Source organism: Sphingomonas sanxanigenens DSM 19645 = NX02, assembly GCF_000512205.2.
Classification (GTDB): domain Bacteria; phylum Pseudomonadota; class Alphaproteobacteria; order Sphingomonadales; family Sphingomonadaceae; genus Sphingomonas_D; species Sphingomonas_D sanxanigenens.
Map to the genome: position 1 here is coordinate 2201322 of NZ_CP006644.1, position 24121 is coordinate 2225442.

At 68.3% G+C, this 24121-nt stretch carries 21 protein-coding genes; 13 read left to right on the top strand and 8 right to left on the bottom strand.

Annotated features, from left to right (window positions below; all coding sequences use genetic code 11):
- The first annotated feature begins 62 nt into the window (after positions 1-62).
- From NX02_RS10145 to NX02_RS10180, 8 genes are all read left to right on the top strand, one after another.
- Positions 63-467, top strand: a complete 405-nt coding sequence (locus NX02_RS10145) for a 3'-5' exoribonuclease domain-containing protein (RefSeq protein WP_158013983.1) — start codon at positions 63-65, stop codon at positions 465-467.
- The gene (gene scpA, locus NX02_RS10150; RefSeq protein ID WP_025292086.1) at positions 464-2620 is read left to right on the top strand and encodes a methylmalonyl-CoA mutase; all 2157 of its coding nucleotides are present in this window, start codon (positions 464-466) and stop codon (positions 2618-2620) included. Before NX02_RS10145 ends, scpA begins: the two co-directional genes overlap by 4 nt.
- Positions 2617-3663, top strand: a complete 1047-nt coding sequence (gene bioB, locus NX02_RS10155; protein WP_025292087.1) for a biotin synthase BioB — start codon at positions 2617-2619, stop codon at positions 3661-3663. Before scpA ends, bioB begins: the two co-directional genes overlap by 4 nt.
- Before the next feature lie 11 nt (positions 3664-3674).
- Positions 3675-5672 carry an acetyl-CoA carboxylase biotin carboxylase subunit gene (locus NX02_RS10160; protein ID WP_025292088.1) on the top strand — a complete coding sequence of 666 codons (1998 nt, stop codon included), beginning with the start codon at positions 3675-3677 and terminating at the stop codon, positions 5670-5672.
- Between the two features lie 284 nt (positions 5673-5956).
- Positions 5957-7372 carry an efflux transporter outer membrane subunit gene (locus NX02_RS10165; RefSeq protein WP_025292089.1) on the top strand — a complete coding sequence of 472 codons (1416 nt, stop codon included), beginning with the start codon at positions 5957-5959 and terminating at the stop codon, positions 7370-7372.
- Positions 7369-8778: an efflux RND transporter periplasmic adaptor subunit gene (locus NX02_RS10170; protein ID WP_025292090.1), complete on the top strand. Its 1410-nt coding sequence runs from the start codon at positions 7369-7371 to the stop codon at positions 8776-8778. Before NX02_RS10165 ends, NX02_RS10170 begins: the two co-directional genes overlap by 4 nt.
- 4 nt (positions 8779-8782) lie before the next feature.
- The gene (locus NX02_RS10175; RefSeq protein WP_025292091.1) at positions 8783-9511 is read left to right on the top strand and encodes an ABC transporter ATP-binding protein; all 729 of its coding nucleotides are present in this window, start codon (positions 8783-8785) and stop codon (positions 9509-9511) included.
- A gap of 2 nt (positions 9512-9513) precedes the next feature.
- Positions 9514-10722: an ABC transporter permease gene (locus NX02_RS10180; protein WP_025292092.1), complete on the top strand. Its 1209-nt coding sequence runs from the start codon at positions 9514-9516 to the stop codon at positions 10720-10722.
- Positions 10723-10850: 128 nt separating this feature from the next.
- On the opposite strand, the gene pyrF is transcribed toward NX02_RS10180, so the two are convergent.
- The 6 genes from pyrF to NX02_RS10210 form a co-directional block, all read right to left on the bottom strand.
- Positions 10851-11525, bottom strand: a complete 675-nt coding sequence (gene pyrF, locus NX02_RS10185) for an orotidine-5'-phosphate decarboxylase (protein ID WP_025292093.1) — start codon at positions 11523-11525, stop codon at positions 10851-10853.
- On the bottom strand, positions 11522-11857 hold the full coding sequence (locus NX02_RS10190; protein ID WP_025292094.1) for a lipopolysaccharide assembly protein LapA domain-containing protein: 336 nt from the start codon (positions 11855-11857) through the stop codon (positions 11522-11524). The genes pyrF and NX02_RS10190 overlap by 4 nt, the downstream gene beginning before the upstream one ends.
- Positions 11858-11932: 75 nt before the next feature.
- Positions 11933-14269: a patatin-like protein gene (locus NX02_RS10195; RefSeq protein WP_025292095.1), complete on the bottom strand. Its 2337-nt coding sequence runs from the start codon at positions 14267-14269 to the stop codon at positions 11933-11935.
- Between the two features lie 53 nt (positions 14270-14322).
- The gene (locus NX02_RS10200; protein ID WP_025292096.1) at positions 14323-15018 is read right to left on the bottom strand and encodes an endonuclease/exonuclease/phosphatase family protein; all 696 of its coding nucleotides are present in this window, start codon (positions 15016-15018) and stop codon (positions 14323-14325) included.
- A gap of 99 nt (positions 15019-15117) precedes the next feature.
- The gene (gene bla, locus NX02_RS10205; protein WP_025292097.1) at positions 15118-15978 is read right to left on the bottom strand and encodes a class A beta-lactamase; all 861 of its coding nucleotides are present in this window, start codon (positions 15976-15978) and stop codon (positions 15118-15120) included.
- A 127-nt stretch (positions 15979-16105) separates the two neighbouring features.
- A complete protein-coding gene (locus NX02_RS10210) occupies positions 16106-17593 on the bottom strand; it encodes a serine hydrolase domain-containing protein (RefSeq protein ID WP_039997359.1) in 1488 nt (495 codons plus the stop codon).
- A gap of 293 nt (positions 17594-17886) precedes the next feature.
- On the opposite strand from NX02_RS10210, the gene radA reads away from it, so the two are divergent.
- Genes radA through NX02_RS10235 form a run of 5 tightly spaced genes read left to right on the top strand, consistent with a single transcriptional unit; the run spans position 17887 to position 22393 of the window.
- On the top strand, positions 17887-19260 hold the full coding sequence (gene radA / locus NX02_RS10215; RefSeq protein WP_025292099.1) for a DNA repair protein RadA: 1374 nt from the start codon (positions 17887-17889) through the stop codon (positions 19258-19260).
- A gap of 49 nt (positions 19261-19309) precedes the next feature.
- Entirely contained in the window at positions 19310-19843 is a 534-nt protein-coding gene (locus NX02_RS10220; protein WP_025292100.1) for a CvpA family protein, read from the top strand.
- On the top strand, positions 19840-20280 hold the full coding sequence (locus NX02_RS10225) for an iron-sulfur cluster assembly scaffold protein (RefSeq protein ID WP_025292101.1): 441 nt from the start codon (positions 19840-19842) through the stop codon (positions 20278-20280). The genes NX02_RS10220 and NX02_RS10225 overlap by 4 nt, the downstream gene beginning before the upstream one ends.
- Positions 20280-22049 carry a cation:proton antiporter domain-containing protein gene (locus NX02_RS10230; protein ID WP_025292102.1) on the top strand — a complete coding sequence of 590 codons (1770 nt, stop codon included), beginning with the start codon at positions 20280-20282 and terminating at the stop codon, positions 22047-22049. The genes NX02_RS10225 and NX02_RS10230 overlap by 1 nt, the downstream gene beginning before the upstream one ends.
- The gene (locus NX02_RS10235) at positions 22046-22393 is read left to right on the top strand and encodes a DUF423 domain-containing protein (RefSeq protein ID WP_425424036.1); all 348 of its coding nucleotides are present in this window, start codon (positions 22046-22048) and stop codon (positions 22391-22393) included. The genes NX02_RS10230 and NX02_RS10235 overlap by 4 nt, the downstream gene beginning before the upstream one ends.
- Positions 22394-22423: 30 nt before the next feature.
- Here the strand turns inward: NX02_RS10235 and aroB are convergent, their stop codons facing one another.
- Both aroB and NX02_RS10245 read right to left on the bottom strand, forming a co-directional pair.
- Positions 22424-23527, bottom strand: coding sequence for a 3-dehydroquinate synthase (gene aroB, locus NX02_RS10240; RefSeq protein WP_025292104.1), 1104 nt, complete (start codon positions 23525-23527; stop codon positions 22424-22426).
- A complete protein-coding gene (locus tag NX02_RS10245; RefSeq protein WP_025292105.1) occupies positions 23524-24075 on the bottom strand; it encodes a shikimate kinase in 552 nt (183 codons plus the stop codon). The genes aroB and NX02_RS10245 overlap by 4 nt, the downstream gene beginning before the upstream one ends.
- Positions 24076-24121 lie beyond the last annotated feature (46 nt).

A 24121-nucleotide genomic window follows, 5' to 3' on the forward strand; every position in this document is an offset into this window, starting at 1 on the left:
GATCACCGATCATCGCGCCTCTCTGTGATCGCTACGCCGATGGCGCCTATGCATCGATCGGCATGTCACGTGAGGCGCATGTCGCAGCGGCGTCGGTGACCTTAGGTGATGCCTTGACCGCCTTCGACGATTGGCTTGTCGAACTCGGCGCCGATCGGCTGATCTTCTGGTCGGACAATCCTGCCTTCGATTGGCAATGGATCCACCACGGTTTTCAGGTGGCGGGTCGTGCCAACCCCTTCGGCCATTCAGGGCGACGCATCGGTGACCTGTATGCAGGGCTGAGTGGAAACGCCGGCAATGTTTCCGGATGGAAGAAGCGGCGGCAGACCGCGCATGATCATGATCCGCTGAACGATGCGAAGGGCAACGCAGAGGCCTTGCTCTCAATCCTCACCCAATATGATCAACTCAAGGCGCTCTCGATCCCGGCAGGAGCGAAACGCCAGGGAGTGGCAACCGCATGACCGACAAGCCGACCATCGCCGCCTGGGAAGCCGCCGCCGCCAAGGAGGTGAAGGGCAAGGATCTGACCTGGCAGACACCGGAAGGCATATCCGTCAAACCCTTGTATACGCAGGACGATGTTTCGGTCGACCCGGGCCTGCCCGGCTTCGCGCCGTTCACCCGCGGCGTGCGGGCCAGCATGTATGCCGGGCGCCCCTGGACGATCCGGCAATATGCCGGCTTCTCGACCGCCGAGGAATCCAACGCCTTCTACCGCCGCAACCTCGCGGCCGGGCAGAAGGGCTTGTCGGTCGCGTTCGATCTCGCGACGCACCGCGGCTATGACAGCGACCATCCGCGCGTGGTCGGCGACGTCGGCAAGGCCGGGGTCGCGATCGACAGCGTCGAGGACATGAAGATCCTGTTCGACGGCATTCCGCTCGACAAGATGTCCGTCTCGATGACGATGAACGGCGCGGTGATCCCGATCCTCGCCTTCTTCATCGTCGCCGGCGAGGAACAGGGCGTGCCGACCGCGCAGCTCGACGGGACCATCCAGAACGACATCCTCAAGGAGTTCATGGTCCGCAACACCTATATCTATCCGCCCGAACCGAGCATGCGGATAATCTCCGACATTTTCGGATATACGTCGCGTAACATGCCGAAATTCAACAGTATTTCGATCTCCGGCTATCACATGCAGGAAGCCGGGGCGACGCAGGTGCAGGAGCTGGCGTTCACGATCGCGGACGGCGCCGAATATGTCCGCTACGGCGTCGCCTCGGGCCTCGACATCGACAAGTTCGCCGGGCGGCTGAGCTTCTTCTTCGCGATCGGCATGAACTTCTTCATGGAGATCGCGAAGCTGCGCGCGGCGCGGGTGCTGTGGCACCGGGTGATGACCAATCTCGGCGCGAAGGACGAGCGCTCGAAGATGCTGCGCACGCATTGCCAGACCTCGGGCGTGTCGCTGACCGAGCAGGATCCCTACAACAATGTGATCCGCACCACGATCGAGGCGATGGCGGCGATGCTGGGCGGCACCCAGTCGCTCCACACCAACGCGCTCGACGAGGCGATCGCGCTGCCCACCGACTTCTCCGCCCGGATCGCGCGCAACACGCAGATCGTGATCCAGGAAGAGACGGGGATGACCAAGGTCGTCGATCCGCTCGGCGGCTCCTATTACATCGAGGCGCTGACGCAGGAGCTGGTCGACAAGGCGTGGGCGATCATCGAGAAGGTCGAGGCCGATGGCGGCATGGCCAAGGCGGTTGCTGCCGGGTGGCCCAAGGCGATGATCGAGGAAGCCGCGGCGGCGCGCCAGGCGCGGGTCGATCGCGGCGAGGACGTGATCGTCGGCGTCAACAAATATCGCCTCGCCAACGAGGATCTGCTCGAAACGCTGGAGGTGGACAACAGCAGGGTCCGCGAGGCGCAGATCGCGCGGATCAACCAGGTGAAGGCGAGCCGCGACGATGCGGCGTGCCGCGCCGCGCTGGATGCGCTGCGCCGGGGGGCCGCCGCGCCATCGAGCATCGAGAACAACCTGCTCGCGCTCGCCGTCGACGCCGCGCGTGCGCGCGCGACATTGGGCGAGATTTCCGCGGCGATGGAGGTGAGCTTCGACCGCTACGCCACCGTGCCGACGCCTGTGAAGGGCGTCTATGCCGCGCCCTACAAGGATGACAGCCGCTGGCGGCAGGTGGTGGACGGCGTTGCCGCGGTCGAGCGGCGCATGGGCCGCAAGCCCAGGATCCTCGTCGCCAAGATGGGGCAGGACGGGCATGATCGCGGCGCCAATGTGATCGCCTCGGCGTTCGGCGACATGGGGTTCGAGATCGTTTCCGGCCCGCTGTTTCAGACACCGGAGGAAACGGTGGTGCTGGCGCTCGACAGCGGTGCCGACGTGGTCGGCGCATCGTCGCTGGCGGCGGGGCACAAGACCTTGATCCCCGAACTGATCAACCTGCTGCGCGCGCGCGGGCGGCAGGACGTGAAGGTGATCGCCGGCGGGGTGATCCCGCCGCAGGATTATGATTTTCTGCGTGAGGCCGGCGTGCAGGGCATCTATGGGCCGGGATCCAATGTGGTCGAGTGCGCGGCGGACGTGCTGCGCCTGCTCGGCCACAACATGCCCCCAGCCGATTTTGAAGAGGCCGCAGAATGAACCAGTCGCACCCGCACCAGTCCCCCTCCGTCTCGCATGCCGGAGCGGAGGTTCGGAACGACTGGACCCGCGACGAGATCGCGGCGCTGTTCGACCTGCCGTTCGACGAACTGATGTTCCGGGCGCAGACCGTCCACCGCGCCAACCATACCGCCGGCGCGGTCCAGCTTTCGACCCTGCTCTCCATCAAGACCGGCGGCTGCCCGGAGGATTGCGGCTATTGCAACCAGTCCGCGGGGGCCGACACCGATCTCAAGGCGTCGAAGCTGATGGACGTCCGCGCGGTGCTGCAGTCGGCGGCGCAGGCGAAGGACAATGGCTCGTCGCGCTTCTGCATGGGCGCGGCGTGGCGCAACCCCAAGGATCGCGACATGCCCGCCATCGTCGAGATGGTGAAGGGCGTGCGCGCGATGGGCATGGAAACCTGCATGACGCTGGGGATGCTGACGCCGGGCCAGGCGGCGCAGCTCAGCGAGGCCGGGCTCGACTATTACAACCACAATATCGACACGAGCCCCGAGAATTACGGCAACGTCATCACCACGCGGACCTTCCAGGACCGGCTCGACACGCTCGACCATGTCCGTAGCGCGGGCATCAATGTCTGTTCGGGCGGCATCGTCGGCATGGGCGAGACCCGCGCCGACCGCGTCGGCTTCATCCATGCGCTGGCGACCTTGCCGCACCATCCCGAGAGCGTGCCGGTCAACGCGCTGGTGCCGGTGAAGGGCACGGTGCTGGGCGACATGCTGGCCGACACGCCGCTGGCGAAGATCGACGAGATCGAGTTCGTCCGCACCGTCGCGGTCGCGCGCATCACCATGCCGCAGTCGATGGTCCGGCTTTCGGCCGGGCGCGAGAGCATGTCGGATTCGACGCAGGCGCTGTGCTTCATGGCGGGCGCCAATTCCATCTTCACCGGTGACAGGCTGCTGACCACCGCCAATGCCGGCGACAATGCGGATGCCGCCTTGTTCGCCAGGCTGGGCATCAAGCCCATGGCGGCGGCGGAGCCGATGCGCGTCGCCGAGGCAGCCGAATAGGGGAGAGAGACTTGATAAGGAAGATCCTGATCGCCAATCGCGGCGAGATCGCCTGCCGTGTGATCCGCACCGCGCGCAGGATGGGTATCGCCACCGTCGCGGTCTATTCGGACGCGGATGCGCGCGCGCCGCATGTCGAGATGGCGGACGAGGCGGTGCACATCGGCCCCTCGCCGGCGAGCGACTCCTATCTGGTCGCCGACAAGATCATCGCCGCCTGCAAGGCGACCGGGGCGGATGCGGTGCATCCGGGCTATGGCTTCCTTTCCGAGCGGACGAGCTTCGCCGAGGCGCTGGCGAAGGAAGGCATCGTCTTCGTCGGCCCGCCGGTGGGCGCGATCACCGCGATGGGCGACAAGATCGAATCCAAGAAACTGGCCAAGGCGGCCGGCGTCAACGTCGTTCCCGGCTATCTGGGCGAGATCGCCGATACCGACGAGGCGGTGAGGATCGCCGACGACATCGGCTATCCGGTGATGATGAAGGCCTCGGCCGGCGGCGGCGGCAAGGGCATGCGGCTGGCCTATTCGGAGAAGGACGTCCGCGAGGGCTTCGAGGCGACCAAGCGCGAGGGGCTCGCCAGCTTCGGCGACGATCGCGTGTTCATCGAGAAGTTCATCGAGAGCCCGCGCCACATCGAGATCCAGGTGCTGGGCGACCAGCACGGCAACATCGTCTATCTCGGCGAGCGCGAATGCTCGATCCAGCGGCGTCACCAGAAGGTGGTGGAAGAGGCGCCGTCGCCCTTCGTCACGCCCGAAATGCGCAAGGCGATGGGCGAGCAGGCGGTCGCGCTGGCGCGGGCGGTGGGCTATTATTCCGCCGGCACGGTCGAACTGATCGTCAGCGGCGCCGACACGACGGGGCAGGGCTTCTACTTCCTCGAGATGAACACCCGCCTGCAGGTGGAGCATCCGGTGACCGAGCTCGTCACCGGGCTCGATCTGGTCGAGCAGATGATCCGCGTCGCCAATGGCGAGGCGCTCGGCTTCAGCCAGGACGACGTGACGCTGACCGGCTGGGCGATCGAGAACCGCGTCTATGCCGAGGATCCCTATCGCGGCTTCCTGCCCTCCACCGGCCGGCTCGTCCGCTATCGCCCGCCCCCCGAGGGCGACGGCGTGCGCGTGGACGACGGCGTCGCGGAAGGCGGCGAGGTCAGCATCTTCTACGATCCGATGATCGCCAAGCTGGTGACCTACGGCCAGACCCGCGACGAGGCGGCGGACAAGCAGGTGGCGGCGCTCGACCGCTTCGTGCTGGAGGGGCCGGGGCACAATATCGATTTCCTCTCGGCGCTGATGCAGCACCCGCGCTTCCGTTCCGGCGCGCTGACCACGGGCTTCATCGCCGAGGAATATCCCGACGGTTTCGCCGGTGCCCCTGCGGCGCCGGCGCTGGTGGCGGACCTCGCCGCGGTGGCGGCGCTGGCGCAGCACCATCAGGCGCTGCGCGCTGTGCAGATCGACGGGCAGCTGAACGGCGACGTGGCGGTGCCCGGCAATTGGGTGGTGCGGATCGGCAGCGCCGAGCATCGCGTGCAGCTGAGCCACGCCACCGGCAATTGGGTGGTCGAGGTGGACGGCGGCCCGCGCGAGGCGATCGCGGGGCAGTGGGTCAACGGCCAGCGGCTGTTCGACGGTGCGATCGGGCCGCGACCGCTGGTGGCGAAGGTGGCGGCCGACAAGCGCGGCTGGCGGCTCAACAGCCATGGCGCGTCGCATCGGGCGACGGTGCTCAAGCCGCATATCGCCGAACTCTCCCGCCACATGATCGAGAAGGTGCCGCCCGATCTGTCGAAATTCCTGCTGTGCCCGATGCCGGGGCTGCTGGTGCAGCTTCACGTCGGCGCCGGCGACACGGTGGAGGCCGGACAGCCGCTCGCGGTGGTCGAGGCGATGAAGATGGAAAATATCCTGCGCGCCGAGAAGGCCGGGGTGGTCAAGAGCGTGTCCGCCGCGAAGGGCGAGAGCCTGGCGGTGGATGCGGTGATCCTCGAGATGGAGTGAGGGCTGCGACATTCCTCCCCGGCGCCTTGCTCGGGGAGGCGATGGTCGTTCGCCGCTCATTTCCGTCCCAATATGTCGCGACTTGTGTCCGCGCGCGGTGCCGCCCCGCCGTGCGGGTTTTTCTATTAATCATGCATTTTCAGTGGTTTGATCGGCATAGCTCATCAGCCACACTCTGAAACATCTCATACAAATTGCGACAATTTTCCTGTTTCTGCCTGCCGCCGCATTCGCCATCTAGGCGTTGGGCGCTCACTCGTTGCGGCAGGATAACGGACACAAGGATGGGTTTCGGTACGACATCACGGGCGATCGGCGGCGTGCTGGCGCTGGCGGCGCTGGCCGGCTGCCAGGTGGGGCCGGATTATCGCCCGGCCACAAGCGCCGACCTGGGCGTGCCCGAGCGCTACAGCACGCCGGAGGCCGATGCCGCGCGGCCCGAGGATCTGTCGGCATGGTGGACGCGGTTCGACGATCCGGTGATGACCGGGCTGGTCGACCGGGCGCTGTCGGGCAATCTCGACATCGCCGCCGCGTTGACCCGGCTGCGGCAGGCGCGCGAGGCGCTGGTCCAGGCGCGCAGCCAATATGCGCCGCTGGTCGGCGGCTCGGCGGGCGCCGGACGCAATTTCAACTCCGATCTCAACGACAGCAGCAGCTTCTCGGTCGGCGCGGATGCCTCGTGGCAGTTCGACCTGTTCGGCGGCATCGGCCGCTCGGTCGAGGCCTCGCGCGCCGATCTGGCCGCCAGCGGCTATGACATGGAGGATGTGCGGACGGCGATCGCCGCCGAGGTCGCGCTCAACTATGTCACGGCGCGCGCGGCGCAGGCGCGGCTCGCGATCGCACGCGATACGCTGGCGACGCAGGACGACAATCTCGAGATCGCCGGTTTCCGGGTGCAGGCCGGGCTGGTCTCCTCGATCGACGCGGAACAGGCGCGGGCGCAGCGCGCGCAGACCGCGGCGACGATCCCGACGCTCGAACAGAGCTTCGCCAGCGCCGCCAACCGCCTGTCGGTGCTGACCGGGCAGGCCCCCGGCGCGGTCGACGGATTGCTGACGGATACACGCGATATTCCGCAGGGGCCCGAGACCATCGCGGTCGGCATCCCCGCAGACACGCTGCGCCAGCGCCCCGACGTGCAGCGTGCGGAACGCAACCTCGCGGCGGCGACCGCGCGGATCGGCGTGGCGCAGGCGCAGCTTTATCCGCAGCTTGGGCTCAGCGGCAATGTCGGCACCTCGGCGCTGTCGCTCGGCAGCCTTGCCGATGTCATCACCGGCGGCCTGTTCGCATCGCTCTCGCAATTGATTTTCGACGGCGGCAATGCGCGCGCGCAGGTGCGCAGCCAGCGCGCCGCGGCCGACGGCGCGTTCGCGACCTACAAGCAGACCGTGCTGACGGGCCTCGAGGAGGTCGAGAACGGGCTGGTGGCGCTGCGCACTGCCAAGGCGCGGCAGGCGGCGTTGCGCGTTCAGCGCGATGCGTCGCAGGCGGCGGCGATCTACGCGCGCAGCCAGTATCGCGCCGGCCTCACCGATTTCCAGACCCTGCTCGAAGCCGAGCGCTCCCTGCTCTCGGCGCGCGACGGGCTGACGCAGGCGCAATCCGCGCAGGCGCAGGCGCTCGTCCAACTCTATCTCGCCCTCGGCGGCGGCTGGCAGCCGCTCGCCCCGTCAACCGGAACCGGATCATGACCGACGCCAACGCACAGACCTCTACCGGCCAGTCGGTCGACGACTTTCTCGGGGTGAAGCCGCAGCCGAAGTGGCGCAAATGGGCGGTCCGCGGCGCGATCGGCGCGGTGCTGCTGATCCTGCTGTTCCTGCTTTCGCGCTGCTTCGCCGGTGACGAAGCGCCGCGTTATGCGACGCAGGCGGCGGCGGCGGGCGACCTCACCGTGACCGTCTCCGCCACCGGCAACCTCCAGCCGACGGTGCAGGTGGAGGTCGGTTCCGAACTGTCGGGCCTGATCACCGACGTCTATGTCGACAACAATGATCGGGTGAAGAAGGGGCAGGTGCTCGCCAAGCTCGATCTCGCGCGGCTCGACGATGCGATCGCGCAGAGCCGGGCGCAGGTCCAGTCGGGCCAGGCGCAGATCGCTCAGGCGCAGGCGTCGGCGCAGCTCGCCCGCGCCAATCTGGCGCGGCTGGAGGAGGTCTCGCGGCTCTCCGGCGGGCGCGTGCCGGCGAAGACCGAGCTCGACAATGCCCGCGCGCAGCTCGCCCAGGCCAATGCCAGCGTGCGGACCGCGCAGGCGGCGGTGGCGCAAGCCAATGCCGCGCTGTCATCGAACCAGACGCAGCGGTCGCGCGCGTTCATCATGTCGCCGGTCAACGGCGTCGTGCTCTCGCGCCAGATCGAGCCCGGCCAGACCGTCGCCGCCTCGTTCAACGCGCCGGTGCTGTTCCAGATCGCCGAGGATCTCTCGCAGATGGAGCTCGAGGTGAAGGTGGACGAGGCCGATGTCGGCCAGGTGAAGGCGGGGCAGGACGCCAACTTCGCCGTCGATGCCTTTCCCGGCCGCAACTTCCCGGCGAAGGTGACGCGCGTCGACCTGGGCGCCAATGCCAGCGATTCGACCAGTTCCTCGTCGACCTCGACGAGCTCGACCTCGACCGTCGTCGCCTATACCGCGGCGCTTTCCGTCTCCAACCCCGACCTGCTGCTGCGGCCGGGCATGACCGCAACCGCAGACATCGTCACCGTCACGAAGAAGAACGTCCTGCTCGTGCCCAACGCGGCGCTGCGTTTCCGGCCCGCTGCCGGTGACGGTGCGGCGGCGGGCGGCGGGGGCGGCATCACCGGCGCCATCATGCCGCGCCGGCCGCGCGGCGGACGCAGCAGCGGTGCCGAACGCTCGGCGACGGTGGGCCGCGGCGCGCAGCAGACGATCTACGTGAAGGGTGAGGACGGGCAGCCGCGCGCGATCCAGGTGACCACCGGCGACACCAACGGCGCCGTTACCGAGGTGACCGGCGGCGACCTCAAGCCCGGCATGGAGGTGATCACCGGTCAGCTCGCCGCCGGCGCCGAAGCGCCCGCCCCGGCCGCAGGGCAGGGCGGTGCACGGCGGAGCGGCGGCGGTGGCGGGCGCTGATCCGATGGCCGAGCCGCTGATCCGCCTGCGCGGCGTCACCAAGACCTATGGCGAGGGGCCGACCGCGTTCCAGGCGCTGAAAGGCGTCGACCTCGACATCGCGGCGGGCGATTTCGTCGCGGTGATGGGGCCTTCGGGGTCGGGCAAGTCGACGACGATGAACATGCTGGGCTGCCTCGACGTGCCCAGCGGCGGCGAATTCCTGTTCCGCGGCGTCCATGTCGAGACGCTCGATCGCGACCAGCGCGCGCTGCTGCGGCGCAGATATCTCGGCTTCGTGTTCCAGGGCTTCAACCTGCTCGCGCGCACCACCGCGCTCGAGAATGTCGAGCTGCCGCTGCTCTATCGCGGCGATGCCAAGCAGGCGCGGCGCGATCTGGCGATGGCGGCGCTCGACAAGGTGGGGCTGAAGGACTGGTGGGATCACACCCCCGCCGAGCTTTCCGGCGGCCAGCAGCAGCGCGTGGCGATCGCCCGCGCGATCGTGACGCACCCCGATGTGCTGCTTGCCGACGAACCGACCGGCAATCTCGATTCCGAGCGATCGGTGGAGATCATGGAATTGCTGACCGATCTCAACCAGAACAGCGGCATCACGGTGCTGATGGTGACGCACGAGCCGGACATGGCGGCCTTCGCGCATACGATCGTGCACTTCAAGGACGGGCTGGTGGAACGGATCGAGACGCAGTCCCAGTCCCCCTCCCGCTTGCGGGAGGGAGGGGAGAAGTAACGATGTTCGGTACCACGCTCATCCTCGCGCTCCGCTCGATCCGGCGGCATCTGCTGCGCTCGTTCCTCACCGTGCTCGGCATCGTCATCGGCGTCGGCGCGGTGGTGACGATGGTGACGCTCGGCAACGCCACGACCTCGGCGGTGCAGGAACAGATCTCCGCGCTCGGCACCAACATCCTGCAGGTCCGTCCCGGCCAGGGCTTCGGCCGCGGCGGTGGCGGGCCGCGGCCGCCCGACTTCGATCCGGCGGATATCGATGCGATCGCCAATCAGGTCGCCGGCGTAACCGCGGTGGCGCCGCAGGCACAGACCACCGGAACGGCGATCTATGAGGGCGCCAACTGGTCGACGACCGTCAACGGCACGACCTCCGCCTATTTCGAGGTGCAGCCCTGGCCGCTGACCGAGGGACGGCTGTTCACCCCGGCCGAGGAACAGGCCGGCAAGGCGGTGTGCGTCATCGGATCGACGGTGAGCCGCAACCTCTTCCGCGGCGGCAGCGCCGTCGGCCAGCGCTTCCGCATCGGCGGGATTTCGTGCGACGTCATCGGCGTGCTTTCGACGCGCGGACAGGCGGGGTTCGGCGGCGACCAGGACGATATCGTGCTGATGCCGATCAAGGCGGTGCAGCGGCGCTTCACCGGCAATCAGGACATCCGCCTGATCCTCGTCGGCGTCGACGAGGCCTATTCGACCGCCACGGTGCAGGACAGCCTGACCGACCTGCTGCGCGAGCGGCGCCGGATCAGCGGCGGCAAGCAGGATGATTTCAACATCTTCGACACGAAGCAGATCAGCGACACGCTGACGGGGACGACGACGCTGCTGACCCGCATCGTCGCCGCGGTCGCGGCGATCAGCCTGCTGGTGGGCGGCATTGGCATCATGAACATCATGCTCGTCTCGGTGACCGAGCGGACGCGCGAGATCGGCATCCGCCTCGCGATCGGCGCGGTCGCGCGCGAGGTGCTGATGCAGTTCCTGGTCGAGGCGGTGGTGCTGTCCTGCCTGGGCGGCCTTGCCGGGCTGCTGATCGCGCAGCTTGCGATCGCGCTGTTGGCGCCGCTGATGCAGGTAAAATGGATGTTCGATGCCCAGATCAACCTGATCGCCTTCGGCATCTCGGCGGCGATCGGCGTGGTGTTCGGTTATTTTCCGGCGCGCCGCGCGGCCGGGCTCAACCCGATCGATGCGCTGCGCCACGAATGAAGGGCAGGGTAGCGCGCACCGAGACCGAACTGGTGCCCATCCACAGAGGGGGGCGGGGCCTGAGCCGCCACGGCAGCCGGTGATGAACGGGGAAAGGGCGACCCCGCGTGGCAGTCGCCCTTCTTCGTTTACAGCGTCGCTTCGATCGCCCGCGCGGCGAGGTCGGGATCCTCGGCCTGCGTGATCGGCCGGCCGATGACGAGGATCGACGCGCCATGATCGAGCGCCTTGCGCGGCGTCACGACGCGCTTCTGGTCGCCGACGACACCATCGGCCGGGCGGACGCCGGGCACCACGAAGAAACCGTCGCGCCACAGCGCTTTGGCCGCCTTCACCTCCTCGCCCGAGCAGACGACGCCGTCGAGCCCGGCTTCGCGCGCCAGCGCGGTCAGGCGCAGCACCTGGTCGTGCGGATCGCCCTTGATGCCGATCGCGGTGAGATCCTCGCCATCGAGGCTGGTCAGCACCGTCACGGCGACGACCTTGGTGCCGATCGGTGCCGCGGCCTTGGCGTCTTCCATCATCGCGCGGCCGCCGGCGGCGTGGACGGTGAGGATCGCGGGTTCGAGCGGACGCAGCGCCTGCACCGCCTTGGCGACGGTGTTGGGGATGTCGTGCAGCTTGAGATCGAGGAAGATCGGCAGGCCGATCGCGGCGATCTCCCGCACGCCGGCATGGCCGTTCGCGCAGAAGAATTCGAGGCCCAGCTTGATGCCGCCGACATGGTTGCGAACCTTGGAGGCGATCGCCTTCGCCCGTTCGATGTCCGGCGTATCCAGCGCGACGTAGACCGGACCCTTCATGCGGCACCCGGCGGCGCGGGGGTGGGGGACGGCAGCAACCGCGGCGTGGCGTCCGGGGCGTTTGCGGTGGGCTCGGTGGGCGGTGACATCACCGCTTGTTGCAGCGCGCGCTCCGTCGTGTCCAGCCGTCGGCGCAATTGCCATTGCGCGGTGCGCGATACGACCAGCATCGGCAGGAAGCCGATCAGGAACACCGCGAGCAGCAGCAGAGGCAGCTTGATCTCGACGGTGATGCCCGAAAGGCTGATATCGACCTGCTTCCAGTTCTGGATCGCGAAAACGACCATGACCGCCGTGACGAGAACCCAGAACAAGGTGCGCAGAAATTGCATGAAGCGAGCCCCTCGGCTTTTTGTGCCGTATCGCGACGGTGTAGGCAAAAAGCGCCGGCTTGAGAAGGCCGGGGTTCAGCCGATCTCGTCGCGCAGCGTCTCGATCAGTTCGGGGATGGCGGTCAGCCGCGCTTCCTCGGCATCGACGATGGCGGTGAAGGCGGCGCGCTTGATCGCGGCGACCTCGTCGCGGCCCGGTCCTTGCCCCGCGGGCAGGGTGGACAGCAGGATGTCGATCAGCCGGTCGGCGCCGTGCAGCCGGCCCCAGAGATAGTCGTTCTCGCGATAGGCGCGGCTGAAGAAGGCGCCGAAGCTGTTGAACTGGATGCCTTTCAACGTCGCTTCGGGGCCGCCGCCGCGGATCGTCCCCGCGTCTTCGGGAGAAATCCGGTCGACCTTCACGGGGTCGAACTCGTCCATGCCCTCGCCCTGCAGCAGCGGCAGGGTCGCGAGATCGTAGAAGGGGAAGCCGAGATAGGCGAGCAACAGCGTGCGGCGCTCCGCCTTGGGCAGCGCGGCAAGCGCTTCGGCGATGCGATCGTCGGCAACGTCGTCGACGCGCGCGAGATCGCGGGCGGCGGCCAGCCGATCGAGCAGCATCGCCACGTCCGGCTCGGGCAGGCTTACGTCGGTGCGCAGTTCGGCGCCGTAGAAATCGTGGATCTGGCGATCGAGATAGAGCGCCAGCGCTTCGTAGATCGCGTCGCGCATCGACCCCAGCGACGGCGCGAGTTCGGCATCCGCCTGCTCCTCGATCGCCGTCAGCTGCCGCGCCAGCGTGCGCAGGCGGCGGATCCGGAAGCCCAGATCATGCGAACGGAAAAACTGGATCACCGCGGGATTGGCGCCGCCGCCGGGCTCGCTCACCCGGTCGAGCCCCGCGCCGGATACGGCTGCCCACAGCAAGGGGCGCAAGCGGTCGGCCGCTTCCTGCCCCCGGTTGCCGAAGCGTGAGAAGAGCAAAGCGATTTCGTCGACGACGCCGGCGAGCTTGAGGTGGCCATAGGCGGCATAGGCATGGCCGGCCTGCCGCGCCGCCTTCTCCTGTGCCCGCGCGCGCCAGTTCGCGAGGCGCGCGGCGGTCGGCCGGTCGAGGAAGAAGGTCGATCCGAACATCGCCTCGATCGCCGCTTCGACCTCGGGGCGCAGCGCCTCGACGATCCGGCGGGTACGGGCGATGCGCTGCGAGCGCGCCTCGATGGTCTCCAGATTGTCGCGGATCGGCTGTTCGCGCGGGATGTCCGACAAGGCGCCGAGGATGGTCGAGAAGAAGCCCGGCGGCCTGGCATCGCCCTTGGCATCGACACCCCCGTCGAAGCTGATGCTGCGCAGCCGCGGCTTGGGATCGATATAGACGAAGCGGCGATCGACCTCGCGCCGTGCCGGCCGGCTCTTGAGCGCCTCGATCGCGGGACGGAACGGGGCGTTGGCGAGCACCGATCCGTCGATCAGCACCGCCTCCGCCGCCTTGCCCAGCGCGGCATGGCGCGGCAGCGCGCGGGCGAGGAAGGCGTCGCGCCCGGGCCAATTCCGGCCGCGCTCCTTGAGCACCGCATCCAGTTCCCCCACCATGAACGGCGGGAACGCGCCGGGAAAGCTGGCGGTGGCGCGCGCGGCAAAGGCGAGTTCGGCGGGATGCGCCAGTCGCCCCGCGCCGGTCTGGCCGCCGGTCGAAAAGCCGATGGTCAGCCGATGCTCGGTCTCGATCACCTCGGCGGGGCTGTGCAGCCGCAGTTTCTGCGGGTGGCCGTGGAAATCGGTGACGGTCACGAACAGGTCGAGCGGCTGTCCGGGCGGCAGCAGGCTGGGGCCATTGCCGCTCGCCGTCATCGCATCGAGCGCATCCAGCAGCAGCCCATCGAACACCTTGCCGCCGAAGGGCGGGGCGAACCAGCGCGCGCGCACGAAGCGCGACAGCTTCGCGCGCACCTCGTCGCGCGTATCGGCATCCACCGTTTCGTCGATCGTGCCGCTGCGGTTGGCGGCGAGCCAGACGATCGGCTGCGCCCAGATCTTGGTGAAACGCGAAAAGGGCTGCGCGTCGGGATCGAGCAGAACCTCGACATCGGCGCGTTCGAGCCACAGGTCCGTAAGGGGGTCGAGCGACTGCCCCGTCACGATCGCCTGCGCCAGGAACACGCCGTTGATGCCGCCGGCGCTGGCGCCGGCGACGATGTCGTTGAGCACGCGCAGCCGGACGCCGGCCGATTGCTCGATCCGTTCGAGCAGCCGGCGATAAATCGTCTCGGTCTCGGGTGCGTCCGTCGCATCCGGGCGTTCCGTCTCGTCCGCATGATGATCGCGGCTTGCGCGCACCAGGTGCCAGACTTCCTTGGTCACCCCGTGCATGTAGACCGCGAGGCTGATGCCGCCGTAGCAGACGAGCGCCAGCCGCAACTCCTTCTCCCGCATCGTTCAACCGTGGCAGGTGCGGTTGCGGATGTCGAGCCGGGCGCGGGCGGGGGTCATGCGAAGTCCAGCTTGGCCCAGATCGGCAGATGGTCGGACGCCGTGCGGGAGATCGAACTGGCGTGCACGCCGCATTCCCTGACCGCGAACTTCTCGTTCACCATGATACGGTCGAGCCGCGCCACCGGGCGGCGCGCGTGAAAGCTGGGGCCGGTTTCGGCGAAGCGGAAATGGCTGCCGAAATCGCGCAGGCAGCCGCGCGCCGCCGTCCATTCGTTGAGATCGCCGGCCATCACCGTCGGCAAGCTTTCCGCCTCATGGTCGACCGCCGCGATGATCGCGTGCGCCTGCCGTCGGCGCCACAGCCCCGAAAGGTCGAGATGCATGCCGACGATCCGAACCGCGCGCCGGCCGATCCGCACGTCCGCCATCACCGCGCCGCGCGGTTCGAGCGCGGGCAGATGGAGCACGCGCTGCGCGAGCACCTCCGTGCCCGTGCGCACCAGGATGGCGTTGCCGTGCCACCCGAGCCCGCCGGCGCGAACCGCGAAATCGACCGGCGCATAGCCGCTATGCTCGGCGATGAGGTGGAAGGGAAGGGCGGCCTGGCGCGCGCCGAAGCGGCGATCGGCCTCCTGCAGCAGGATGATGTCGGCGTCGATCTCCGCCAATACTTCCAGGATCCGATCCGGGCGGCGGCGGCGATCGGTACCGATCGCCTTGCGGATGTTATAGCTGGCGACGGTGATCATGGCTCCGGCTGTGGCGGTTGCCGACGACCGGCGCAAGCCGGCGTCGCGACCTGCCGGGCGCCGGATCGGTCGTCGGGAAAGCGTCGCGCGCGATCGTCCTCACGCCAGCGTCGCCGCGACCAGCCGGCCGATATCGCCGAAACTTCGGTCGAACTGTCGTTCGGTCGGCGTTCCCTCGCGCGTATAGACCGCGATAAGGATCGGCGTGTCGGGCCTGGGCCAGACGACGGCGATGTCCCCCGCCATGTCGCGGCCGCTGTGGCCCGTCTTGTTGGCGATGCGCCAGCGCCTGGGGAGGCCACGGCGAAGGCGGTGATTGGTTTGGTTTCCCATGAGCCAGGCGGTGAGCCGCGCCCGCGATCCGGCGGACAGCGTGGTCCCGAGGACCAACGCTTGTAATGTCGTGGCCATCGCGCGCGGTGTCGTCGAATCATCCGGCCCCCCGGATGGCGATCGGTCGAGCGCAGGCTCGAAATGATCGACGCGCGTCGTCTCGTCGCCGATCGACCGCAGGAACGCCGTCAGCGCGGACGGGCCGCCGGACCGCGCCATCACCAGATTGGCGCACGCGCCATCGCTGATCTCAACCGCGGCCCTGCACATGGCTTCGACGGTCATCGAGCCCTTCTTCAGGTTGGCATTGGCGACCGGCGCCCACAGTTCGAGCGTGTCCCCCGCCGTATAGGGCACGGGCGAGTCCAGTTCCTCCTGCCCGCGGTCCACGCGCGACAGCACGAACGAGGCGAGCAATGCCTTGTAGGTGCTGCACATGATGAAGCGTTCGTCAGCGCGCCAGGCGATTTCCGTGCCCGTCTTCACATTCAGGGCATAGACGCCGATCCGTCCGCCGGTCGCACGTTCATATTCGGCGATCGGATCCGCGACCGCGGACCGCGCCAGGGCGGGCCAGCACATCAGCGTGGAGATGCCGAGGGTCAGGGATCGCCGCGTCGGGTTCATGGTTCAGTGCCTCGTCATGCCTCAGGCGCGACGTTTGACCGAGGCATCAGCCGGGCACAAAAGATAAAATATTGGCTTTGCCATGAGTATTTCCAGGGGCTGGCGACGCGCGTGCCGACACCGCCCGTCACGCCGGTTGCTGCCTGTCGAACACCAGCGTGTCAGCGCCGGCAATGGCCCGCAGACGCCTGACCTTCCCGTCAGTGTCACGAGCGAACCTGAAAAGCATGGTTGCCGCAGGGACGTAGCCGTCCGGCATCACGAAGTCCGAGCTGTCGACGGGCACGAGTTTGCGGTCGCGTCCCCTCGATCGGATGGAGAGGCCATGCTTCGAACGCACTACCTCCACCGTGTCGGCGCTGAAGCCCGTATCGAGAAATCCCGCAACGAGCGGGTCCTGATCGGCGCGGCGGCGATAAGTGCCTGCATAGCTGTCGAGCAGCGAGAGCATGGGAACGGCAGGAACCAGCACAGACCAGTCTCCCGGCCAATGATAGGCGTCGGAAACGGCATTGCGAATTTCATCGCCCAGCACGTCTCCACGTTCGCCGTTGGTCAGCACAACCAGCCCGTCGCCGGTCGCGAGATTGCCCTCGACATAGGCCTTGTAGCTGTCGTTCGCGCCGCCATGGTGGAAGATCCGTGCCGCGCCCACGCCGGCCAGGCGTGGCCCCAAACCGTTCGCGCCAGGCGCCACGGCGGTCATCATGTCCACGGCCAGTTCCTGAGGCAGGAACCCGCCGGCTGTGCGGTAGCTGACCCCAAGCGCCACGATCATTCTGGCGAGATCGCCTGCCGTGGTCCAAAGCCCGGAAGGTGCAAGTTCGGGGAAGCTCTGCCACCCGCGCGGCAAGGCCACCAGCTTTCCGCCCCGATCATGGGCACGCGCAATGTTCGCGAAGCTGTCGGCAGGTGCGGCCACAAACCGGCTGCGCCGCATCGCCGGCTCGCCAGTGGCGTCCTCCATCACCGCTTGCACGATCATGTAGCCGCCACCCGAATAGCGCGACCGCGTGCCCGCCGGATCGATCCGGGCCAGCGCCTTGTTCATCGCCGGACTCTCGCCGTTCAACGTCTGGACGAGCGAAGGGAGAGGAACGCCGGGCGGATAATCCGCGAAGCCGTGCACATTGAATCCGCTCGTATGCGATAGCAGCATCCGCAGCGTGACAGCACGCCCGTCGCCGTGCGGCCCGGCGGGGACCCGCCATCTCTTGAGCCAGTGGTTCACGTCCCGGTCGAGGTCGAGGATGCCGCGCGATACCAGTTGCAGGCAAAGCGCCGCACTCGCCAGCTTGCTGACCGAACCCACCGAGAACAGGGTATCTGCATCTACGGGCGCGTTCGCACCGGCGATCCGCGTTCCAAACCCCCGCACGGTTTCAATCACGTCCCGCCGCACGACGGCAATTGCGACACCCGGAACAGCGTGATGGATCATGCGATCGTGCAACGACCATCGTTCCGCGCCGGTATGGACAGTGGGGCGCAGGCGCAGATCTGTGACGGGACCGGGATCTGCAGAGACGGGGGCGGCAGAGACGGGGGGTGCGAGGGCACCGGCAGGAATGCCGACCCCGCCGGCCAGGAGGGTCCGTCTGTCGATATGGCGCATGGGCACTTTCTACGTCGTCGGCAGCGCCCGCCTGTCCGATCCGCAAGATTGGCCCGGTGCCCTAGCCAATCCTTTCCGCCATCGTACAGCCAGCCAATCGGCGCGGCGAGTCACGACGGCGGTACCGTGCCGGCATCATCGCACCGATCGCCGATCAGGGCCAGTATGGGGGACGGAAATCGACAGTCGCCGGGGCTTTGCGTGACTCTGGGTGCGCGTTTGCGCGACGTCAGCAGCCCGCGCACCGTACCGCAGACCTTGTCGGGCCGGGTAGGAACGAATAAGGAACGTTCATGGCCAAACCCCAGAAGCGCTACGTCTGCCAGAGCTGCGGCTCGGTCCTGTCGAAATGGCAGGGGCAATGCGTCGATTGCGGCGAGTGGAACACGCTGGTGGAGGAAGCGGGGGCGGTGGTCACGCCGTTCCAGGCGAAGCACAATCTGCAGGGCGGCGGCCGCATGGTGCAGATGGTTGCGCTGGATGCCGACATCCCGTTGCCGGCGCGGCGCCCGACCGGCATCGGCGAACTTGATCGCGCGCTGGGCGGCGGCTTCGTCGAGGGATCGGCGACGCTGATCGGCGGCGATCCCGGCATCGGCAAATCGACGCTGCTGCTGCAGGCGGCGGCGCTGGTCGCGACCAGGGGCGCGGCGGTGGCCTATGTCTCGGGCGAGGAAGCGGCGGACCAGGTGCGGTTGCGCGCGCGCCGGCTGGGGCTGGGCGATGCGCCGGTGCAGTTGGCCGCGGCAACCTCGGTGCGGGATATTCTGACGACCCTCGGCGCGGGCCGCGCGCCCGACCTGCTGGTGATCGATTCGATCCAGACGATGCACAGCGACCTGATCGAAGGTGCGCCGGGTACGGTCAGCCAGGTCCGCGCCTCCGCGCAGGAACTGATCCGCTTCGCCAAGGAACGCGGCACCGCGCTGGTGCTGGTGGGCCATGTCACCAAGGACGGCACCATCGCCGGGCCGCGCGTGCTGGAGCATATGGTCGATACGGTGCTCGCCTTCGAAGGGGAGCGCAGCCATCAGTATCGCATCCTGCGTGCGATCAAGAATCGCTTCGGCGGCACCGACGAGATCGGCGTCTTCTCGATGGCGGAGCAGGGGCTGGCGGAGGTTTCGAACCCGTCCGCGCTGTTCCTCACCAGCCGCAACGAGAATGTCACGGGCACCACCGTGTTTCCGGCGCTGGAGGGCACGCGGCCGGTGCTGATCGAGATCCAGGCGCTGACGGTGCGGCTGGCAAGCGGGGCGACGCCACGCCGCGCGGTGGTCGGCTGGGACAGCGGGCGCCTCGCGATGATCCTCGCCGTGCTGGAGGCACGGTGCGGGCTGAGCTTTTCGACCTGCGAGGTCTATCTGAACGTCGCCGGCGGCTATCGGCTGTCCGATCCCGCCGCCGACCTTGCGGTTGCGGTCGCGCTGATTTCGGCATTGTCGGAGCAGCCGGTGCCGCCCGATATGGTCGCGTTCGGCGAGGTTGCGCTGTCGGGCGAGGTGCGCCCGGTCGCGCACGGCGCGCTGCGGCTGAAGGAGGCCGCCAAGCTCGGCTTCGAGCGCGCGATGCTGCCGCAGGCCCTGTCCAGGGACGCCGCCCCGCTCAAGACAATGGGCTTCCCGACGCTCGGCGCGCTCGTTGACCATATGCTCTCGCGCGGATAGCGAGGGGCCAGACGCGGGCATCCGGCCCGTGCCCATGATTTTGGACGCAATGGACGCCACCGCCCTCGATATACTCGTGCTGCTGATCGTCGGCGGCGCAGCGGCGTTGGGCGGCTGGCGCGGTTTCGTGACCGAGGCGCTGGCGCTTGCCGCATGGGTCGTGGCGATCTTTGCGCTGAAGATGGCGCATGCGCCGGCCGCCGCCTTCCTGCTCGATCCGGTCGGCAGCGCGCCGGGGGCGGCGATCGTCGCCTTCGCATTGGTGTTCGGGGTGAGCTTCATCGCCGCGCGAATCGTTGCGCGCGCGATCGGCAATCGTGTGAAGCAATCGGTGCTGGGGCCGTTCGATCGCCTGCTGGGCGTCGGTTTCGGTGCGCTCAAGGGGTTGATCGGCGCCACCCTGCTCTATCTTCTGGTGGTGCTGGTGCTCGAGACGATCGACGCGCGCGCGCCCAAGCCGGTATGGATCACCGACGCGCGCACCTATCCGCTGCTCAATGCCAGCGGGCGCGCGCTGGTGGATTTCGTCCAGGCCCGCCGCCGCGCAGTTGTCGATGACGAGACGGGAAGCGCCTCCAGATGAACGCTCCACTTTACAATGCCCGCATCCTTCGCCTCGCGGCATCGATCCCGCATCTTGGCCGGCTGTCCGAGCCCGGCGGCAGCGCCGAGCGCCGGTCGCCGATCTGCGGCAGCCGCGTTGCGGTGGACGTGACGGCGGATGGCGAGGGACGCGTCGCTGCAATCGGGCTCGATGTGCGCGCCTGCGCGCTGGGCCAGGCCTCGTCGGCGCTGATGGCGGACCATGCGATCGGCCGTTCGCTCGATGAGGTGGCGTCGGCGCACGCGGCGCTGAGCGCATTCCTCGCCGGCGAGCGCGAGGATCCGGGCGATTGGCCGGGCCTCGAAATCTTTGCGCCCGCGCGTCCGCACAGCGCGCGCCATCCCTCGATCCGGCTGGCGTTCGAGGCGGTCGAGGCCGCGCTTGCCGCGGCGATCGACCGGCGCGGGGCGCGCTGATGGAGGGCGGTGGCCATGGCGGCGCGCTGATGCTGACGGATGGCGTCGTCCTGCTCGGGACGGCGCTGATCTTCGTGCTGATCTTCCGTCGCCTCGGGCTGGGGGCGACGCTGGGTTATCTCGTCGCCGGCGCGGTGATCGGCCCGCAGATGCTCAACCTCGTCGGCGAGGCGCAGAGCAAGCTCGGCGTCGCCGAACTGGGCATCACCCTGCTGCTGTTCCTCGTCGGCCTCGAACTCACGCCCGCGCGGCTGTGGCGGCTGAAGCACGATATTTTCGGGTTCGGCGCGGCGCAGGTGGTGCTCTGCGGCGTCGCGGTCACCTGTGTCGTCTGGTGGTTCACGCCCTTTTCCTTCGCGGCGTCGATCGCGCTGGGCCTCCCGCTGGCGCTCTCCTCCACCGCTCAGGTGCTGCCGATGCTGCAATCGGCGGGGCGGCTGCGGACGCCGTTCGGCGAGCGGGCGTTCTCGATCCTGCTGTTCCAGGATCTCTCGATCGTTCCGCTGATCACGATCATCGCGGCGCTTTCGCGCGCGCCTGCCGATCCCACCGCGCCGCCGGGCTGGCTGCTCGCGGTCTATACCGTGCTCGCGATCGCAGGGCTGGTGCTGGCGGGGCGCTTCATCCTCAACCCGATGTTCAAGCTGATCGGCGGCCTCGGCGAACGCGAGATGTTCATCGCCGCGGGGCTGTTCACGGTGGTCGCCAGCGCCGCGGTGATGCAGTCGCTGCATCTGTCGACCGCGCTGGGCGCGTTCGTCGCGGGCGTGATGCTCGCCGATTCGCCCTATCGGCACGAGCTGGAAGCCGATGTCGAACCCTTCCGCTCGCTGCTGCTCGGGCTGTTCTTCGTCGCGGTGGGCATGTTGCTCGATCTGCGCGCGATTGCGGAGCGGCCCCTGTTCGTGCTGGGCATGGCAACCGCGCTGATCGTCACCAAGGCGGTGATCATGATCGGGATCGGCCGCATCGCCGGCATGGCGTGGCGGCCCGCGCTCGGCCTCGGCCTGCTGTTGAGCCAGGGCGGCGAGTTCGGCTTCGTGCTGTTCGCACAGGCGCAATCCGCGCTGCTGATCGCGCCCGAGGCGGCGAGCCTGTTCGGCGCGGTGGTGACGCTGTCGATGGCGAGCACGCCCTTCCTGATGATGATCTCGCGCCGCTTCCGCGAAGAGCCGATCGAGGCGCGCGGCGATCTGCCGGGGCCGGAGAATGTCGCCGGCGCCAGCGCGATCATCGTCGGCTATGGCCGGTTCGGGCAGACGGTCGCGCAGATGCTGACGGCGCAGCGCATCCCGCTGACGCTGATCGATTCCAACCCGCTGCAGATCGACATCAGCACCGCCTTCGGCGCGAAGGTCTATTATGGCGACGGCACGCGCATCGACCTGCTGCGCGGGGCGGGCGCCGAAGAGGCCGGGCTGATCCTGTTCTGCATCGATGGGCAGTCGGTGGATGCCAACATGCTGCACCCGATCTCGCTGGCCTTCCCGCAGGCGAAGATCTTCGTGCGCGCGTTCGACCGGCGGCAGTTGATGCGGCTGGCGGGCTCGCCGGCAACGGCGGTGCGCGAAGTCTATGAATCGGCGATCGAGATGGCGCGCCTGGCGATGGTGACGCTGGAGATCGAGGAAGACGAGATCGACCGCACCGAGGCGGACTATCGACGCATCGATGCCGACCGGCTGGATCGCCAGATCGCCGCCGGAGACCTGCGCGCCGGCAAGGACATGATGCTCCGGCCCGGCGTGCTGCCAGAGGAGCGCACATGATTGCGAGGCGTGATCGGATGCTGGCCTTCGCGGCGTTCAGCGCGGCGGTGGCGATCGCGGCGGGCGCGTTCGGCGCGCATGGCGTGACCGGGCAGCCGGCCGAATGGCTGAAGACCGGCGGGCTCTATCAACTCGTCCATGCCGTCGCGGTGGCGGCCATGACCGGCCGGATCGTCGCGCGGGGGCCGTCGATGCTGCTGATGGCGGGATCGCTGATCTTCGCGGGCACGCTTTACGCGATGGCGTTCGGCGGCCCGCGCTGGCTGGGGATGATCACGCCGATCGGCGGCGTGCTGATGATCGCCGGCTGGGTGTGGCTGGGGCTTCGCCCGTTCCGACGGTGATGCGGCGCGCCCGATAAGCCGGGCTCGCCGTCAGCGCGGCTCCGTGTCGAGGAAGTCCGCGACGTCGGCAAGCGCGACCTGCTTGTCGACGAAGGCATTGCCGATGCCGCGCGCCAGGATGAAGGGCACGCGTCCGCCGCTCTTCTTCTTGTCGTGCGCCATATGCCCCGCGAGCACCGCGCCCGATGCTGCCACGCCGGCATCCGCCAGCCCCTGCGGCAGCCCGGCGGCACGCAGATGCGCGGCGACCCGGCCCGCATCCTGCGCCTCGCACAGCCCGCGCCGCGCGGAGTAGCGGAAGGCGAGCGCCATGCCGGCGGCGACCGCCTCGCCGTGCAGCAGCCGGTCCGAATAGCCCGTCTCGGCCTCGAGCGCGTGACCGAAGGTGTGGCCGAGGTTGAGCAGTGCGCGGTGGTCCGCGGTCTCGCGCTCGTCCGCGGCGACGATGCGGGCCTTGGCACGCACGCTCATCTCGATCGCATAGGCGCGCGCATCGGGATCGCCGCCGAGCAGCGCGGCGGCGTTCGTCTCGCACCACTGGTAGAAGTCGAAATCGCCGAGCAGGCCATATTTGACGACCTCTGCATAGCCGGCGGCGACCTCGCGGCGCGGCAGCGTGTCGAGCACGGTCGGGTCGATCAGCACGAAGCGCGGCTGGTGGAAGGCGCCGACCAGATTCTTGCCGTGCGCGCTGTTGATCGCGGTCTTGCCGCCCACCGACGAATCGACCTGCGACAGCAGGGTGGTGGGGATCTGGACGAAATCGCAGCCGCGCTTCACGATCGATGCCGCGAAGCCGACCAGATCGCCGATCACGCCGCCGCCGAGCGCGACGATCGATTCGGACCGCTCGACCTCCAGCGCCAGAAGCCGTTCGGTCAGGCTGCGGAGGATATCCCAGTTCTTGGTGCCTTCGCCCGGCGGCAGCACGATCGGCTCGATCGGCACGCCCGCGGCGGACAGCGCGGCTTGCAACCGGCCGAACTGGTGGCGGTAGACATTCTCCTCGGTCACGACGATCCAGCGGCCGCCGCGCTGCCAGGGCGCCAGCAACGCCGCCGCGCGGTCGATCGCGCCGGCTTCGATCAGGATATCATAACTGCGATCGCCGAGGGCGACGGGAACGAGGGTCATTGGCGAAGGGCATCCAGGATGGCGTTGACGGCGTGGTCGTGCGGCTGCGGCTTGCTGTGAATGTGGATCTTCGCCTGCGCGTAGACGGGATTGCGGATTGCGGCGAGTTGGCGCAGCACGATCCGCGGATCCTTGTCTTTCAGCAACGGCCGGTCATCGCGGCGGCCGACGCGCTCGGCGAGAACGTCGATATCGGCATCGAGCCACACCGAAATCGCGTTCTGGAGGATCAGCGCACGGGTCGCGTCCGCCATGAACGCGCCGCCGCCGGTTGCGATCACCTTGGGCGTGCCATCGATCAGGCGGGCGATCACGCGGCGCTCGCCGTCGCGAAATGCGGATTCGCCATAGCGCGCGAACATCTCGGCGATGGTCATGTCCGCGGCGCGCTCGATCTCATGGTCGGCATCGACGAACGGCAGGTCGAGCCGCGTGGCCAGGCGCTTGCCGACCGTCGATTTGCCCACGCCCATCAGTCCGACGAGCACGATCGGCCTGTCGACGCGAGGCAATGGTGCGGCCGGGGGAGTGACTGTGTTTCCGAGCATGCCGGCGGGGGCTATACATAAGCCGGGGCGATCGGGCAAAAGCGCG

Coding starts and splice junctions, on each gene's coding strand:
- pyrF (WP_025292093.1), bottom strand. CDS start 11,525: ATGAAGGGTCCGGTCTACGTCGCGCTGGATACGCCGGACATCGAACGG.
- radA (WP_025292099.1), top strand. CDS start 17,887: ATGGCCAAACCCCAGAAGCGCTACGTCTGCCAGAGCTGCGGCTCGGTC.
- NX02_RS10200 (WP_025292096.1), bottom strand. CDS start 15,018: ATGATCACCGTCGCCAGCTATAACATCCGCAAGGCGATCGGTACCGAT.
- NX02_RS10180 (WP_025292092.1), top strand. CDS start 9,514: ATGTTCGGTACCACGCTCATCCTCGCGCTCCGCTCGATCCGGCGGCAT.
- bla (WP_025292097.1), bottom strand. CDS start 15,978: ATGAACCCGACGCGGCGATCCCTGACCCTCGGCATCTCCACGCTGATG.
- aroB (WP_025292104.1), bottom strand. CDS start 23,527: ATGACCCTCGTTCCCGTCGCCCTCGGCGATCGCAGTTATGATATCCTG.
- NX02_RS10245 (WP_025292105.1), bottom strand. CDS start 24,075: ATGCTCGGAAACACAGTCACTCCCCCGGCCGCACCATTGCCTCGCGTC.
- NX02_RS10170 (WP_025292090.1), top strand. CDS start 7,369: ATGACCGACGCCAACGCACAGACCTCTACCGGCCAGTCGGTCGACGAC.
- scpA (WP_025292086.1), top strand. CDS start 464: ATGACCGACAAGCCGACCATCGCCGCCTGGGAAGCCGCCGCCGCCAAG.
- NX02_RS10165 (WP_025292089.1), top strand. CDS start 5,957: ATGGGTTTCGGTACGACATCACGGGCGATCGGCGGCGTGCTGGCGCTG.
- NX02_RS10225 (WP_025292101.1), top strand. CDS start 19,840: ATGAACGCTCCACTTTACAATGCCCGCATCCTTCGCCTCGCGGCATCG.
- bioB (WP_025292087.1), top strand. CDS start 2,617: ATGAACCAGTCGCACCCGCACCAGTCCCCCTCCGTCTCGCATGCCGGA.
- NX02_RS10190 (WP_025292094.1), bottom strand. CDS start 11,857: ATGCAATTTCTGCGCACCTTGTTCTGGGTTCTCGTCACGGCGGTCATG.
- NX02_RS10195 (WP_025292095.1), bottom strand. CDS start 14,269: ATGCGGGAGAAGGAGTTGCGGCTGGCGCTCGTCTGCTACGGCGGCATC.
- NX02_RS10230 (WP_025292102.1), top strand. CDS start 20,280: ATGGAGGGCGGTGGCCATGGCGGCGCGCTGATGCTGACGGATGGCGTC.
- NX02_RS10220 (WP_025292100.1), top strand. CDS start 19,310: ATGGACGCCACCGCCCTCGATATACTCGTGCTGCTGATCGTCGGCGGC.
- NX02_RS10175 (WP_025292091.1), top strand. CDS start 8,783: ATGGCCGAGCCGCTGATCCGCCTGCGCGGCGTCACCAAGACCTATGGC.
- NX02_RS10145 (WP_158013983.1), top strand. CDS start 63: ATGTCACGTGAGGCGCATGTCGCAGCGGCGTCGGTGACCTTAGGTGAT.
- NX02_RS10210 (WP_039997359.1), bottom strand. CDS start 17,593: ATGCGCCATATCGACAGACGGACCCTCCTGGCCGGCGGGGTCGGCATT.
- NX02_RS10235 (WP_425424036.1), top strand. CDS start 22,046: ATGATTGCGAGGCGTGATCGGATGCTGGCCTTCGCGGCGTTCAGCGCG.